Here is a 14,587-nt window from a genome sequence, read left to right as displayed (position 1 = left end):
TAACTCAGTTCAAAAACATAAAGCCGATTTATGTTGGCTACAAGAAAAATAAGAATGTACAGCCATTATTGGATTTGTTGCATTTGTCTTTGAGAAAGAGCAGAAGTTTTTACAGAATGTTGAACTTTTTCAAATGCACGCATTTCAATTTGCCTCACACGTTCCCGACTGATATTGAATTCACTTGAAAGCTCTTCTAGTGTTAGCGGCTCATCGCTTAAACGGCGCGCTTTGAATATACGCTTTTCGCGCTCATTCAGATTGTCCATAGCATGTGTTAGCATGGAACGGCGATTTTCCAATTCATCTTGTTCAATTAAAACTTGTTCCTGATTATCAGAGTTATCAACCAACCAATCCTGCAACTCACTATTTTCACCTTCTTTTGAACGAAGAGGTGCATTAAGCGAAGTATCACCACCAAGGCGACGATTCATCGATACAACTTCATCTTCTGTCACATTCAATTGTGTCGCAATTTCTTTAACTTGCTCTGCATTTAGATCACCACTATCAAATGCTTGAAGTCTACTTTTTAATTTGCGAAGATTGAAAAATAGGCGCTTTTGATTAGCAGTTGTCCCCATTTTTACCAGACTCCAAGACCGTAATACGTATTCTTGAATTGAAGCTTTAATCCACCACATTGCATAGGTTGCAAGACGAAAACCACGTTCTGGTTCGAAACGCTTAACAGCTTGCATAAGTCCAATATTACCTTCTGAAATAACCTCTCCAATGGGTAATCCATAGCCTCGATACCCCATTGCAATTTTAGCCACGAGACGTAAATGACTAGTAACCAATTTGTGTGCAGCTTTTAGGTCATTATGTTCACGATAACGCCGAGCCAACATATATTCTTCTTCTGGCTTAAGCATTGGGAGGCGGTGTATTTCCTCCAAGTAATGATTTAATCCTCCGTCACCTGTAGCTATTGATATCAAATTCATGTGGGCCATATAGCACCCTCCTTCTTCACGAATCCCCTAATACGGCAAACTCTATCGCTAGATATTCTAACATCCCTCATAATGCTCATGTTACTATAATTTATAATTTTGTTCAAAAAGAGATATTTTATTATGAAATCATGAAAAAGCCAAAAGTTTCAATTTTTTTTAAAATGATTAATAAGTTCAATCATATCTTGAGGCAATGATGAAGAAAAAGACATAATTTTACCTGTAATGGGATGCTCAAAGGTAAGACTAACTGCGTGGAGTGCTTGCCGGTTGAATTGATCAATTGCATTTTTAATTAGAGGGTTAAGCATATTTGATTTTGTTTTGAAAGCATTTCCATAAACACTATCTCCTACGATGGGGTGTCCAATATGAGCCATATGAACGCGGATTTGATGCGTCCGTCCTGTTTCTAGACGACATTCCAAAAGGCTAGCAAAAGATGTTTTATCTGAACAGGTTCCATATTTTTCAAGTAAAGAAAAATGTGTAATAGCGTGGCGAGCGTGAGGATTTTGGCTATGAACAACAGCTTGTTTGGTTCGGTTATGAGGAGAACGGCCAAGAGGTGCATCAATTGTCAAAACATTACGGTTAGGAGATCCCCAAATTATGGCATGATAACGCCGATCTAATGCACTAGTGCGTCCGTGATCAAAAAATTGAGCACTGAGACTTTTATGAGCGAGGTCATTTTTAGCGATAACCATGACTCCACTCGTATCTTTATCAAGACGATGGACGATACCTGGGCGCTTAATGCCACCAATACCAGACAAACTTTCGCCACAGTGGTAGATCAAAGCATTAACTAGTGTGCCTGTCCAATTACCATTGCCAGGATGAACAACTAAACCTGCTGGTTTATTTATGACAATGATATGATGATCTTCAAATAAAATATCCAACGCAATGGCTTCACCCTTAGGTTTTGCATCCTGAAGGGCAGGTATTACCAGTTCAATCATTTGATTTGGTTTTAATTTTGTTTTAGGTTCTTTTATTAATTGGCCGTCAATTTTAAGATATCCTTCACGGATAAGAGTTTGTAAACGTGAGCGTGATAGCTCATCGTGGCATTGTTTGGCAAGCCACTGATCAAGTCGTTGTCCAAGAGCATGCTCATCTGTTATTCGTTGTGTCAATATGTGTTCCTACAATGCGATTTTTTACCAGTATGAAATGGCTTTTGTATCTAAGAACTCTTTAATTCCCCATTGTCCACCTTCACGGGCACGTCCAGAAAATTTTATACCTCCAAAGTAACTGCCACTGGGTAAGTCGTGCCCGTTAACTTCTACCATACCAGACCGTACTCGCATAGCGATACGACGACATTTATCTCTATCTTGCGATTGTATATAATTTGAAAGGCCATATTCAGTGTTATTGGCCAAAGCTACTGCTTCATCCTCTGTGTCAAAGGGAAGAATTGAGAGAACCGGACCAAATATTTCTTCTCGAAAGATTCGCATACTAGGTTTTACGTCAGCAAAGACTGTTGGACGCACATAATAACCGCATTCCATTTCCATCGGTAAACCAGTACCACCTGCGACAAGAGCTGCTCCCTCATCAATCCCAGATTGGATAAGAGCTTGAATTTTATCGTATTGTTGTTTTGAGACTACAGGACCAATATGATTTCCTGCTTGATTGTTTGGCCCAACTCTTGTTTTTTCAGCGATATTTTGAGCTATTTTTATGGCTTTGTTATAAATGGATCGTTCTACAAGCATACGTGTTGGCGCATTACAGGATTGTCCACTATTATAAAAGCAATGATGCACACCACGTTGAATCGCATTTGCGTCAGCATCTGCAAAGATGATATTGGCTCCTTTGCCTCCAAGTTCTAAACAGACTCGTTTTAAAGTGCTGCTAGCATTTTTAGAGATATCTTTTCCTGCTCTCGTTGATCCAGTGAAGCTGATCATTTCCAGATCTGGATGAGCCGATAAGTAAGAGCCCACACCAGTGCCATCTCCATTGATTAAATTAAAAACGCCAGCAGGAAGGGCGGCTTCATCTAAAATTTCAGCAAAGAGCATAGCAGAAAGTGGAGCAATTTCAGAAGGTTTTAAAACCATAGTACAGCCAGCTAATAAAGCAGGAATAACTTTAAGCGTTACTTGATTCATGGGCCAATTCCATGGAGTAATTAATCCTACGATACCAATAGGATCATAGTGAAGAATAGCTTGACAATTTCCTTTTATTAAAGTTTCTTGGAACGAAAATTCTTTGAAGGCTTTGATAAAATCACGAATATGGAAACTACCAGAGGCAGTTTGTGCACTGCGTGCCATATCAATAGGTGCTCCCATTTCCATTGAAATGGTCTTTGCCATATCTTCTGAGCGTTTTTCATAAATCTCTAAAATTTTTTCAACAAAGCTAAGGCGCTCACTTGGTGAGGTCATTTTCCAATTTTCAAAGGCTTGTTTAGCAGCGTTAATTGCTTTATCTGCATCTTTTGTGCTGCCAATACTAATGACGGCACATGCCTTTTCGGTTGATGGATTAATAACATGAAGATCACGCGGGGTGTTTGGATTATCCCATAGACCATTTATATAAAATTTTCGCTTATCAAGCACACCGCACTCCCTATCTTTAATTATTAAATTTTTTTATGCCATTTGAACTGTTTCTAACAGAATAACAAGGATAATTTTTAGAAGCGGTGAAATAGAGCAGTTTTATGGCAATTTAGAGTATCAAATTGAAGTGATATCATTTGTATAAGCGGGAAGAAAACGAGATAATGAGAATTCTTTTTTATAATCTGTAAAATATAACTATATGATACCATAAATTTTGCAACTTATGCGGTAAGAATAGAAAAAGAGCGCTATCGGAAGCATAACTTTTTTTGCAAAAAAGTGGACGTAAGAAAAAAGTTATTAACCTTCATATTATAGTTTCTGCGCATTCTTTTTTTTTTAAGAAGCGGTTGTTCTCATTGCTCTAATTTTGTTGGGTGTCATGTCTAATTCGAAAACAAAATCTATTTCTACATCTTCTTTTTCTGATGAGGGTGCAGAAGATGCATCAAGAAAAAATTCATCGACCAAGGTTACTGAGATATTTCCTTATCCAGAAGTATGGAAAAAAGCTTTTACCCTTGGACAGAATGTACGTTTTACACGAACGCCAGAAGTTGAGATTTTGCGCCGTCGCATAGAGACAGATCCAACTTTTGCAAAACAATTTCAAATTTTTACAGAGCAAGAGCAAGAAAAGCTTAACAACATTACGCATTGTAATAAGAAAACAATGAATTCTCAATTAACTGAAAAGGAAGTTAATACTCAATTAGTTGAGGATAAAACATTGTTTTGTCATTCAAAAATTTTGGGACAGTTGTCACAACAGGCTGTTAGTCGTCCAATTAAAGAGGATGCAGGGAAACATGAATTAAAAGTAGAAAATGTGGAACAAAAAATAAAACCTGTTTTCTATCTTTCGGATGATGCATTTTTTGAGTGCGGACCCTTTATGCTAGAACAGGCAGACACAAAAACTTTAGAAAAAGGCGCAACATTTGTTGATTTGGCAAACGATAAGGTTGTGTTGAATACTGCATCTGTTTTTGATGAATCAATCACTGCACTTTACCGTGTTCTTGAATACCGTTTTCCCAAATTTTACGATTCAATTATATCAGAGACTTTAGCACAGGGTATTCGTTCTATTGAGCAAATGCCTAGTTTAATGCATGCAAAAAAGGACGATATTATTAAAGAGGCGCAAACGCGTAATTCTGAGCTTGTTGTTGAAAATTCTACTCATACATTAAATGATTTAGCAGACAATACTACCATAACCAGCCTTTTTAGTAACACTGCCGATTGCACAGCAAAAAATGCGGAAAAAATTTCCAAAGATCTTTCTATGCCGAAAGAAAAATGCAGAGTGATGCGTACTTTTAGTGCGTTGTCAAGCAACTATGATTCTGTTTTTGGAGAAAATTTAAAATCTTTAGATTACAGTAATTATGAATTTCCTTCGATTAATTTATTGCAGGAACCTGTTTTCCACGAAGGTACGATTATTACACAAGAAACGTTAGAACGTGGCGCTGGGCTTTTAGAAAGCGTCTTGGAAGATTTTGGAATTAAGGGGGAAATTATTCATGTTCATCCAGGGCCTGTGGTGACAATGTATGAATTTGAACCTGCAGCTGGAGTAAAATCATCGCGTGTCATTGGTCTTTCTGATGATATTGCCCGCTCTATGTCTGCTATTTCTACACGTGTTGCGGTGATTCCTGGGCGCAATGTTATTGGGATTGAGTTGCCAAATGCTGTCCGAGAAACAGTTTATTTGCGTGAATTAATCCAATCAAATGCTTTTCGCGAAAGCCAATTTAAATTAGCTTTAGCTTTGGGGAAAGGAATTAATGGTAAACCTGTAATTGCAGAATTAGCTAAAATGCCTCATTTATTGGTTGCAGGAACAACAGGATCGGGCAAATCTGTTGCGATTAATACAATGATTTTATCGATTCTTTACCGAATGACGCCAAAGCAGTGTCGTTTGATTATGGTTGATCCTAAAATGCTAGAACTCTCTGTTTATGATGGCATTCCACATCTCTTAACTCCTGTTGTGACTGACCCAAAGAAAGCTGTAACTGCTTTAAAATGGGCGGTTCGTGAAATGGAAGAACGTTACCGTAAAATGGCTAAGTTAGGTGTGCGTAATATTGACGGTTTTAATGCAAGAGTAGCACTTGCTGCGCAAAAAGGTGAAACAATCATGTGCACTGTACAGTCTGGGTTTGATAAGGAAAGTGGAGAAATGCTTTATCATGAAGAAGCCATGGATCTGACACAACTTCCTTACATTGTTATCATCGTTGATGAAATGGCCGACCTTATGATGGTGGCTGGTAAAGAAATTGAAAGTGCTATACAACGATTAGCGCAAATGGCGCGTGCTGCAGGCATTCATCTCATTATGGCAACTCAACGTCCTTCTGTTGATGTCATTACGGGCACGATTAAAGCAAATTTTCCTACCCGCATTTCTTTTCAGGTAACATCAAAAATTGATAGTCGTACAATCTTAGGAGAACAGGGTGCTGAAACACTTTTGGGTCAGGGAGATATGCTACATATGGCAGGAGGTGGGCGTATTGTGCGCGTTCATGGACCTTTTGTTTCTGATGAAGAAGTTGAAGCTGTGGTTGCACATCTTAAAATACAAGGAAAACCTGATTATTTAGCAACGGTAACAGATAGTGAAGAGGATAACAAAGATGTGGAGATTTCTGATTCAGATGCTAAAATTTCTGTAGCGGAAAGTTCTAGTGAGGATGGTGATGAGCTTTATTTGCGGGCTGTTAAGATTGTTATGCGTGATAGAAAGTGTTCTACATCTTATATTCAGCGTCGGCTTTCAATTGGTTATAATAAAGCTGCTTCCATCGTTGAAAAAATGGAAGAAAAAGGTATTGTCGGAGCTGCTAACCATGTTGGTAAACGTGAAATTTTGCTTAATGAGTACCATAGTAATCAAGATGAATTTATAGATGTGTAATGGCAGTTATTTTAAAGATTAATGCTTAAACTTTATGAAATTAAATATTATTCCATGCTTGTTTTTTTATTGTCAAATATTAAAAATATTGAATAGAGGTAGTAGAGCAGAAGCGATGTCTTGTATTAAATTTGTTAGTGTGTGACACAGATTATACAAAGAAGGATGGAAGATGTCTTTTGCATTTTTGGATTATCTAGAATGTAAAGAAGTTAAACAAGCCTTCATGCGAAGACAGATGGCTTTTATTCTTTCCTTTGATTGTAAAGATATTCTTTGGTCAAATGGGGCAGCGGCGTATTTTTTTGGTTTTTCTTCTGTATCAGATATGGTTGGAAAGCAGTCTTTTTTTGATCGAATGGTACATCGCAAGATTTTAAAGGCTGCTCAATACGCGAGTTCTGTTACATTAAGTGGTTTAAAGCATCATGCTGAATTTTCCGTTATTTCGGTTGATATTGTTGGTTTAGGTAAGGCGTTTTTGCTTGAAGCATCGCTGAAAGAAGATATTTCTCTTATCGCTGGTTTGGGTAATGCAACAATGTCCGTTGCGGTAGTTGATGAACATGCAACTGTGTTGGAAGCTAATCCTCATTGCTGTGTTGTTGATGAAACCATTAAAATTTTGCTGCAGACAATTGATAATGGGACACCAGTCAAAACCATTTTGCCTATAGCAGGTTTTAATACACAAGTTGGCATTATTCGCTTAAAAGTAAAACCAGCGAGTTTTTTAATTTTTTACGCGTCATTAAAAGCAGGTGATTTAAATAAGGAACAAACGCCTTTTCGTTTTATGCCAGAGCTTTTACCACGACGTTTTACTTGGAAAATAGATAAAAATGGCAAATTTTATGATATTTCAAGAGAATTAGCTGAAATTGTTGGTCCTGTATCTTCTTGTATTTTAGGATCAAATTTCTATGAACTTGCCAATAAATTTAGAGATGAACGGTATCTGACGCTTGGTGGCTTTATTGAAGCAGCTACTCCTTGGAGCAAACAGACTGTTCAATGGCCCATTGATAACTGCTCAGAATGGCTTGATGTTGAATTATCTGCTGTGCCAGTTTTTGATGTAAAACACCAGCTTAAGGAGTTTCGTGGCTTTGGTATTTTTAAAATGCAACAAAAAGTACAAAAGCAAGGAGATGAAAAGTCAGATACAAGCATATCAGGTCTTTCGGAGATAGAGCGTTCAGCTTTTCTTGAGATTGCAGAACGGTTGCGTGGCGAGCTGCATTCACCTGTAAAACCTGAACTTTTGGATGAAAAAACGACTGGTCAATTATCATCTTTTCAGACATTTTCTGTAAATGTCATAGAACAGACTCTCGTAAAAGAACCTGCAGCAGTTCTATCATTATTGGATACAGCTCTTGATGGCGTTTTGTGGTTGGATGAACAGGGTTGCATTCAAGCGGTCAGTAGTGCAGCTTTAGCATTAACTGGCTATGAAATAAATGAATTACTAAAACAGCCATTATCATCATTATTTGCTTTGCAAAGCCAACCTTTAGTTAAAAAATATTTTAAATTGATTCGTGCGAATAAAAAAAAACAGGTCTTAAATCATGGTGAAACAGCTGTTTTAGTAACAAAAAATCATAAAAATACAACAGTCTCTATGACAATTGTGCCTTTGGCACAACAATGCAATTACGCTGTTATACTGCGCAATGCGACAGAAGCAGTTCTATCTTTAAATAAAAAGATAGAAGAGAATAAAGTTATTGGAATTGTTCATGAAATGCGGACACCTTTGAATGCTCTCATTGGCTTCGCAAAAATTATGAATGATGGTCGCTTTGGCTCAATAGATAATGAGCGTTATCGTGGATATTTACGCGATATTATCTCATCTGGAAAACATATATTATCATTAGTTAATCAACTATTAGAGTCCTCAAAAGCGAATCATTTTAGTGTAGATAATCAGATCATCACGCCTCTTACAGTTGAAACAACTGAAACATTTGATGTAATATCTTGTTTGCGCTCTAGTACGTCGTTTCTTGAAACACAGGCTAACGATAATGGCATTATCATGCGCATTTTTGCACCAGAGCATGTGCCATTTATCTGTGTGCCGCAACAGATATTTCGACAAGTTATATGGAATATTCTTTCTAATGCTATCCGTTTTACACCACCAGGTGGACAGATTATTATTCACGTTTCTTATGGAAAGAAAGGGCGCGTAAAAATTTCCGTAAGTGATAATGGCATTGGGATGAATGATGAAGAGATTATGCAAGCTATGCAGCCTTATGGTCAGGTAAAGCGCAAAGATGGCAGATCGGGGGATAGTGCTTTTGTAGGAACGGGCTTAGGGTTGCCGATGTGTAAGTCAATGGTAGAAGAAAGTGGGGGGGAGTTTTTATTATTTTCAAGACCTAATCATGGAACAACTGTAGAAATGTTCTTTCCTGTATTCCATGAGTAGGGTTCCGCATAAATTTATTGTTTTTCGGCCAACAAGTCTCTGATTTCTAATAAAAGTTGTTCTTCCAGAGACATTTTTTGTGGCTTTTCTTCTTCTTCTTGTTTTCGACGTATTTTATTCATGCCTTTAACAAATAAGAAAAGAACCCAAGCAATAATGAGAAAATTTATAAGCAAAGTTATAAAGTGACCGTAGCTAATGGTTGCGCCGGCTTCTTTTGCAGCACTTAATGTAGCTTGTTTTTCACCTGCAAGCTGAATAAACATGTTAGAAAAGTCAATTCCACCTGTAATAAAACCAATGATTGGCATAAAAATATCATTGACAATAGAATTGACCAAATTACCAAAAGCGCTTCCTATAATCACACCGATAGCAAGATCAATCATATTGCCTTTTATGGCAAATTCTTTGAATTCTTTAAGCATTTTGTTCCCCTGTTGAATTATGCGATATCTGATAGCTCTAACTATCGCTTCTGACACAAAAAGAAAGGGACATTTTATTTTCTTGCAGCGCTATATTATAAGTGTCAAAGTTCTTTTCCAAGATTATTTGGCATGTTGAAGAGCTTAAGCTATAAAGTTCTAATTTTGGATTCGATATGGAAGAATCCTATAAAGCGTGGAGTGACAAATTTTTAATAAAAAACTGAGATTGCTGCTTTTTAAAAATTAAGAGCAAGGAATTATGTTTAGCTTATAGAATCATTTCAAGATTTTTATGATAACATACCAACAGAGGAGATATATTTTATAGATTATCTGCTGTTTTTAGGTACGGAGTGTTTCTGTTTTTAATGTTTAAATAATTGCGCAACCAGTTTTTTCAAGAGTAAAAGTTTTTTTGTTTAGTGTTCATAAATGTAAGCATGAATGGTAGCTATGTTATAAACTTTTTGCAGAAAAAGAGATGTATTCTTATTTGAATAATTGGCTCTCTTTGTATGTTAAATGGTTTGTGTGAGATATGGTAAATCATTTTTGTGTTTTGGAGAAAGATTGATGAGTTTCTTTCGTTGTATTGGTCGTTCTGCTTTATTTATGTTGGATCCAGAACATGCGCACCGTTTAGCGATTGTTGGGCTTAAAAGTGGATTGAGCAATTATAAAAGAATCGTTGATAAGCGCTTATGCGTAACAGTTGCGGGACTTAAGTTTGAAAATTTTGTTGGTCTTGCTGCAGGCTTTGATAAAAATGCAGAGGTTGCGGATTCTATTTTTCATTTAGGATTTGGTTTTACTGAGGTTGGTACAGTTACGCCAAGACCTCAGGTTGGAAATCCAAAGCCACGGCTTTTTCGCTTAAGAGAAGATGAGGCAATTATTAATAGAATGGGCTTTAATAATGATGGGCATCAAATTGTTTATAACAGGCTTAGCACTTGTAAAAGGCATGGCATTATAGGAGTTAATATTGGTGCTAATAAAGATGCAATCGATAAGATTGATGATTATACTATTGGTATTGCCTGTTTTTATGATGTTGCTGATTATTTTACGGTTAATATTTCTTCACCTAATACACCAGGTTTACGCGATCTACAGGCTCGTGACAGTTTACGTTCTTTGATGAATGCGATTTCGCAAGCGCGTAGTGAACAAAAGAAAAAGCACGGATTTTCTATTCCAATTTTTTTAAAAATTGCGCCTGATTTATCAGAAAAAGAATTGGATGATGTGGCTGAAGAGATAAAACTTTCTGATTTTGATGGTTTAATTGTTTCAAATACTACTCTTTCACGTCAAGGCCTTACGGATAGCACACTGAATGGAGAAGAGGGAGGACTTTCTGGGTGTCCACTATTTAAGCGTTCCACTATTGTGCTTGCAAAAATGCGTCAAAAATTAGGTAAAAAGATCGCAATTATCGGTGTCGGTGGAGTAAACAATGCACAAACAACTTTGGAAAAGATTAAAGCTGGTGCGGATTTGGTTCAGCTTTATAGTGGAATGGTTTATGAGGGGCCTGATCTTGTCGTAACGATTCTAAAAGAGATTTTGCAGTTTATGCAGGAAGATGGTGTTGATACTATAAAAAATTATCGTGATTTCCGTGTTGAGCACTGGGCAAAACAGGCGCTTTCTTTGTGATAAAGCTACTTTTTTAACAAAAAATGCAGGATTTTTTTAAAGAGGCTTGCAAATTTTTCTGATCTTCCTTATTTCACGCAGGAAAGAGGGTTAGTGTTGACTAAATAGTGAACAGTTATTAAAACTTTATTTTTATGCGGTTGTAGCTCAGTTGGTTAGAGCGCTGGTTTGTGGCACCAGAGGTCGTAGGTTCAAATCCCACCAACCGTACCAGTTTTTCTCTGTTTTTTATACGATAGGCGGCTCATAATAGTTGCAGGGTTATCTTACTTTAATAGATCTGTGATATGGCTTTAAAAATTAAGTTGATAAAGCTTTTGGATGGCGTTCGCCGTGCACGAAGTATATCATAATAAGCCAAGGCTTGGTTATTTTTTTGAGTTGATGTATTATGGACTGGGAAAAATGGAAAATAAATGAAGAATAAAATTTCTAAGCCTGCTTGTGGTTTTCTAAAAAATTTACGTGGTGTAGATAGTTGGGAGCAAGTTTCTCAGTGGCTTACGAGCCGAGGTATAGAAAATATCGAGTGTATTACACCTGATCAAGCGGGTGTTGCACGTGGCAAGATGGTGCTTTCTAAAAAATTTATATCGGAGACATCGTTGGCATTGCCTTCAGCAGTTTTTATGACAACAATTTCAGGTGATTATCCTGAAGATGGTCATGGTTTTGAATATCCCAAAACAGATGGCGATTTACGTCTTGAACCTGATCTTTCTACCTTAAGTATTGTTCCATGGGAAGATTCTCCTACTGCACAAGTAATTTGTGATCTTGTGTATCAAAATGGAGAAGTTGTGGATTATACGCCACGAAATGTTTTACGAACAGTGATTGATTTGTACGCGCAAATGGGGTTAGAACCAGTTGTTTCACCAGAAATTGAATTTTATTTGGTAGAAAAAAATCCTGATCCTGATTACCCTTTAGTTCCTCCAATTGGTCGTTCTGGACGTTCAATTGGTGGAGGACAAGGATATTCGATCGCTGGTGTGAATGAATTTGATGATTTGATTGATGATATTTATCATTTTTCGGAGGCACAAGGACTGAAAATTGATACACTCATTCATGAAGAAGGGGCTGGTCAGTTTGAAATCAATTTATATCATGGTGATCCAATTGGATTAGCTGATCAAGCTTTTATGTTTAAACGAACAATCCGTGAAGCAGCATTTAAGCATAATATGTATGCAACTTTTATGGCTAAACCTATTCAGGGGCAGCCAGGATCAGCCATGCATATTCACCAATCAGTTATTGATAAGAAAACGGGCGCTAATATTTTTACGCAGGAGAATGGTGAGGAAAGTGCCTGTTTTCGCCATTTTATTGGTGGATTACAAAAACATATGGCGGGGGTGCTTGTAATGCTTGCACCCTATGTAAATTCTTATCGACGCCTTATGCCTAATATTTCAGCACCTGTTAATTTGCGATGGGGATATGATAATCGTACTACAGCGTTTCGTGTTCCACGTTCTGCTCCACAGGGAAGGCATGTTGAGAATAGGCTTCCTTCGTCAGATGCGAATCCTTATTTAGCTTTTGCGGCTTCTTTGACCTGTGGTCTCATTGGGTTGCAGCAAAAGCTTGAGCCAGATGAACCAACAATGAATAATGTGAATGCTAATAATATTGAGTTACCAAGGGGTCTTATTGAGGCTGTGAGCTTATTTGAACAAGATACAGCTATTCGGGAAATTTTAGGAGATGCGTTTGTAAGCACTTATGCTGCAATTAAACGACAGGAGTTTGAAATTTTTATGGAAGTAATAAGCCCGTGGGAGCGTGAATATCTCCTACTTAACGTTTAATTTTATAACAATGGTTGATCATAATTCGATTTCTCTAGGTGTTTCTTGGTATGAAGATATTTTAGAAGAACGCCCTTCTTACCCATTTTTTTGTGAACAGGTACAGTGCGATGTGGTTGTTATTGGAGGTGGATTTACAGGGCTTTCAGCTGCTTATCATTTAGCTAAGGCTGGGGTTCGTGTTGTTTTGTTTGAAGCTGCGCGTTTTGGTGATGGTGCTTCAGGGCGCAATGGTGGCCAATTGGGAACAGGTCAACGGCAATGGGTGGAAGCATTAGAAAAAAACTATGGTTTTGAACGAAGTAAAGCGCTATTTGATTTAGCTGAAGAAGCCAAAAAAGATATTCTATCTTGGTGTACTATGCCTGACTGTGATAGCGATTTTATGGTAGGGCAGCTTTCTGTAACACATAAAAAACGTGAAATAATGTCTTATCTACAGCATATTGAAACGATGCAACGTTATGGCTATCATGGTCTTACTTTTATGGACAGAGATGAAACAGTTGAGCGTCTTGGCTCATCTTTTTACTATGGTGGAATTTATGATGCGCAAACTGGTCATATCAATCCCTTAAAGCTGATTATTTGGTTGGCTAAACAAGCAAAAAACGTTAGCGCTAAACTTTATGAAAAAACACGGGTAATTACGGTAAAACGTGGTGATGGCCATTATACGGTGATAACAGAACAAGGCAGTGTGACAGCTGAGCATGTTTTATTGGCAATTAATGCTTATAAGCTTGGACTTCAACATTTTGTTGAAAAAAATATTGTTTCTATCCACTCTTATATTGGAGCAACGGAGCCATTATCAGAGCATAGTCCGATTCTTTTGGGAGGCGAATCGGTAGATGATTCTCGTTTTATGGTTCGTTACTTTCGAAAAAGCCTTGATAATCGTTTATTATTTGGTGGAGTAGAAAGTTATGGTAATCAGCACCCTGCAAATTTAGATGAGCGAATACGATGGCAGATTGCTGAAATTTATCCTCATCTCAAATCTATAAGGTTAACTCATCGTTGGGGTGCGGAAGTTGCTATTACGGTTGAGCGTATGCCTTATGTGCGTCAATTATCACCAGGGATAACTTATTGTGGTGGATATTCAGGGCATGGGGTTATTCTTGCTCCTTTTATAGGAAAATTATACGCTGAATGGCTCACTGGAAAGCGTGAGCGCTTTGAGTGTTTTCAGGATTTAAGGATTTCATCCTTTCCAAGTAGAAGGTTTTTGCGTTATCCGTTGTTATTTTTAGCAATGCATTGGTTTTCTTTGATGGATCGTTTTTAATTGGGCATCGTTTGAAACGAAAAAAATGAATGGCTTTGTTTGTATCGGTCTGCTCTAATAATTAGTTCATTACTTTTTGGTGATATTTATGAGATTGGTGCAAAGCGGTTTGGTAACGTAGCAAATACGGATTATAATTAAAAAACAATTAGTACTGGTGTAAAAATAGCAGTTTAACATCAATGATATATTTGCATGAGTTTTTGATAAATTCTAAATTTTTCATATTAATCATGTCAAATAATGGTTGTTGAGTTTTTGGGATTGGAGGATGCAGAGTATTATGATAATGCAGGTGTGCTACGAGATATGATGGAAAACTGTATGGTGCGATTGTTTTATTTGGTTACCACGGAAATGCCATTTACAGATAGTGCATGCTGTAAGCAATGAAAACTAAAAAATTTTGAGTTTTTTAACGT

At 37.2% G+C, this 14,587-nt stretch carries 10 protein-coding genes and 1 tRNA gene; 7 read left to right on the top strand and 4 right to left on the bottom strand.

All coding sequences use genetic code 11. From position 1 onward, the window contains the following. Window positions 1-65: 65 nt before the first annotated feature. From rpoH to V4B18_RS00490, 3 genes are all read right to left on the bottom strand, one after another. Window positions 66-962 carry an RNA polymerase sigma factor RpoH gene (gene rpoH / locus V4B18_RS00500; RefSeq protein ID WP_455475913.1) on the bottom strand — a complete coding sequence of 299 codons (897 nt, stop codon included), beginning with the start codon at window positions 960-962 and terminating at the stop codon, window positions 66-68. A 149-nt stretch (window positions 963-1,111) separates the two neighbouring features. Then, the gene (locus V4B18_RS00495; RefSeq protein ID WP_455476572.1) at window positions 1,112-2,113 is read right to left on the bottom strand and encodes an RluA family pseudouridine synthase; all 1,002 of its coding nucleotides are present in this window, start codon (window positions 2,111-2,113) and stop codon (window positions 1,112-1,114) included. 21 nt (window positions 2,114-2,134) lie between these two features. Then, window positions 2,135-3,565: an aldehyde dehydrogenase family protein gene (locus V4B18_RS00490; RefSeq protein ID WP_455475912.1), complete on the bottom strand. Its 1,431-nt coding sequence runs from the start codon at window positions 3,563-3,565 to the stop codon at window positions 2,135-2,137. A gap of 388 nt (window positions 3,566-3,953) precedes the next feature. Between V4B18_RS00490 and V4B18_RS00485 the strand changes: the two genes are divergently transcribed. Both V4B18_RS00485 and V4B18_RS00480 read left to right on the top strand, forming a co-directional pair. Further along, on the top strand, window positions 3,954-6,512 hold the full coding sequence (locus tag V4B18_RS00485; RefSeq protein ID WP_455475911.1) for a DNA translocase FtsK: 2,559 nt from the start codon (window positions 3,954-3,956) through the stop codon (window positions 6,510-6,512). A 172-nt stretch (window positions 6,513-6,684) separates the two neighbouring features. Then, a complete protein-coding gene (locus V4B18_RS00480) occupies window positions 6,685-8,958 on the top strand; it encodes an ATP-binding protein (protein ID WP_455475910.1) in 2,274 nt (757 codons plus the stop codon). Window positions 8,959-8,972: 14 nt separating this feature from the next. Here V4B18_RS00480 and mscL read toward each other — a convergent pair whose 3' ends face one another. After that, window positions 8,973-9,386 carry a large conductance mechanosensitive channel protein MscL gene (mscL, locus tag V4B18_RS00475; protein WP_455475909.1) on the bottom strand — a complete coding sequence of 138 codons (414 nt, stop codon included), beginning with the start codon at window positions 9,384-9,386 and terminating at the stop codon, window positions 8,973-8,975. Between the two features lie 576 nt (window positions 9,387-9,962). Here mscL and V4B18_RS00470 point away from each other — a divergent pair. The 5 genes from V4B18_RS00470 (at window position 9,963) to V4B18_RS00450 (ending at window position 14,558) form a co-directional block, all read left to right on the top strand. Next, complete coding sequence (locus tag V4B18_RS00470; RefSeq protein ID WP_455475908.1) at window positions 9,963-11,051, top strand: quinone-dependent dihydroorotate dehydrogenase; 1,089 nt, start codon at window positions 9,963-9,965, stop codon at window positions 11,049-11,051. Window positions 11,052-11,187: 136 nt separating this feature from the next. Continuing rightward, a tRNA-His gene (locus V4B18_RS00465) sits at window positions 11,188-11,264 on the top strand. A 203-nt stretch (window positions 11,265-11,467) separates the two neighbouring features. Further along, window positions 11,468-12,871 carry a glutamine synthetase family protein gene (locus tag V4B18_RS00460; protein ID WP_455475907.1) on the top strand — a complete coding sequence of 468 codons (1,404 nt, stop codon included), beginning with the start codon at window positions 11,468-11,470 and terminating at the stop codon, window positions 12,869-12,871. 10 nt (window positions 12,872-12,881) lie between these two features. Then, window positions 12,882-14,165, top strand: a complete 1,284-nt coding sequence (locus V4B18_RS00455) for an NAD(P)/FAD-dependent oxidoreductase (RefSeq protein ID WP_455476571.1) — start codon at window positions 12,882-12,884, stop codon at window positions 14,163-14,165. A gap of 243 nt (window positions 14,166-14,408) precedes the next feature. Next, window positions 14,409-14,558: a hypothetical protein gene (locus V4B18_RS00450; RefSeq protein ID WP_455475906.1), complete on the top strand. Its 150-nt coding sequence runs from the start codon at window positions 14,409-14,411 to the stop codon at window positions 14,556-14,558. Window positions 14,559-14,587: the final 29 nt, after the last annotated feature.

Source organism: Bartonella sp. B17 (assembly GCF_053795755.1).
Note: the sequence above shows the minus strand (reverse complement) of the source record. Positions and strands in the feature narration are given on the sequence as shown.

Excerpts from the sequence above, each read along its gene's own strand:
- V4B18_RS00450 (WP_455475906.1), top strand. The coding sequence starts at position 14,409 with ATGGTTGTTGAGTTTTTGGGATTGGAGGATGCAGAGTATTATGATAAT.
- mscL (WP_455475909.1), bottom strand. The coding sequence starts at position 9,386 with ATGCTTAAAGAATTCAAAGAATTTGCCATAAAAGGCAATATGATTGAT.
- V4B18_RS00455 (WP_455476571.1), top strand. The coding sequence starts at position 12,882 with ATGGTTGATCATAATTCGATTTCTCTAGGTGTTTCTTGGTATGAAGAT.
- V4B18_RS00460 (WP_455475907.1), top strand. The coding sequence starts at position 11,468 with ATGAAGAATAAAATTTCTAAGCCTGCTTGTGGTTTTCTAAAAAATTTA.
- V4B18_RS00470 (WP_455475908.1), top strand. The coding sequence starts at position 9,963 with ATGAGTTTCTTTCGTTGTATTGGTCGTTCTGCTTTATTTATGTTGGAT.
- V4B18_RS00480 (WP_455475910.1), top strand. The coding sequence starts at position 6,685 with ATGTCTTTTGCATTTTTGGATTATCTAGAATGTAAAGAAGTTAAACAA.
- V4B18_RS00485 (WP_455475911.1), top strand. The coding sequence starts at position 3,954 with ATGTCTAATTCGAAAACAAAATCTATTTCTACATCTTCTTTTTCTGAT.
- rpoH (WP_455475913.1), bottom strand. The coding sequence starts at position 962 with ATGGCCCACATGAATTTGATATCAATAGCTACAGGTGACGGAGGATTA.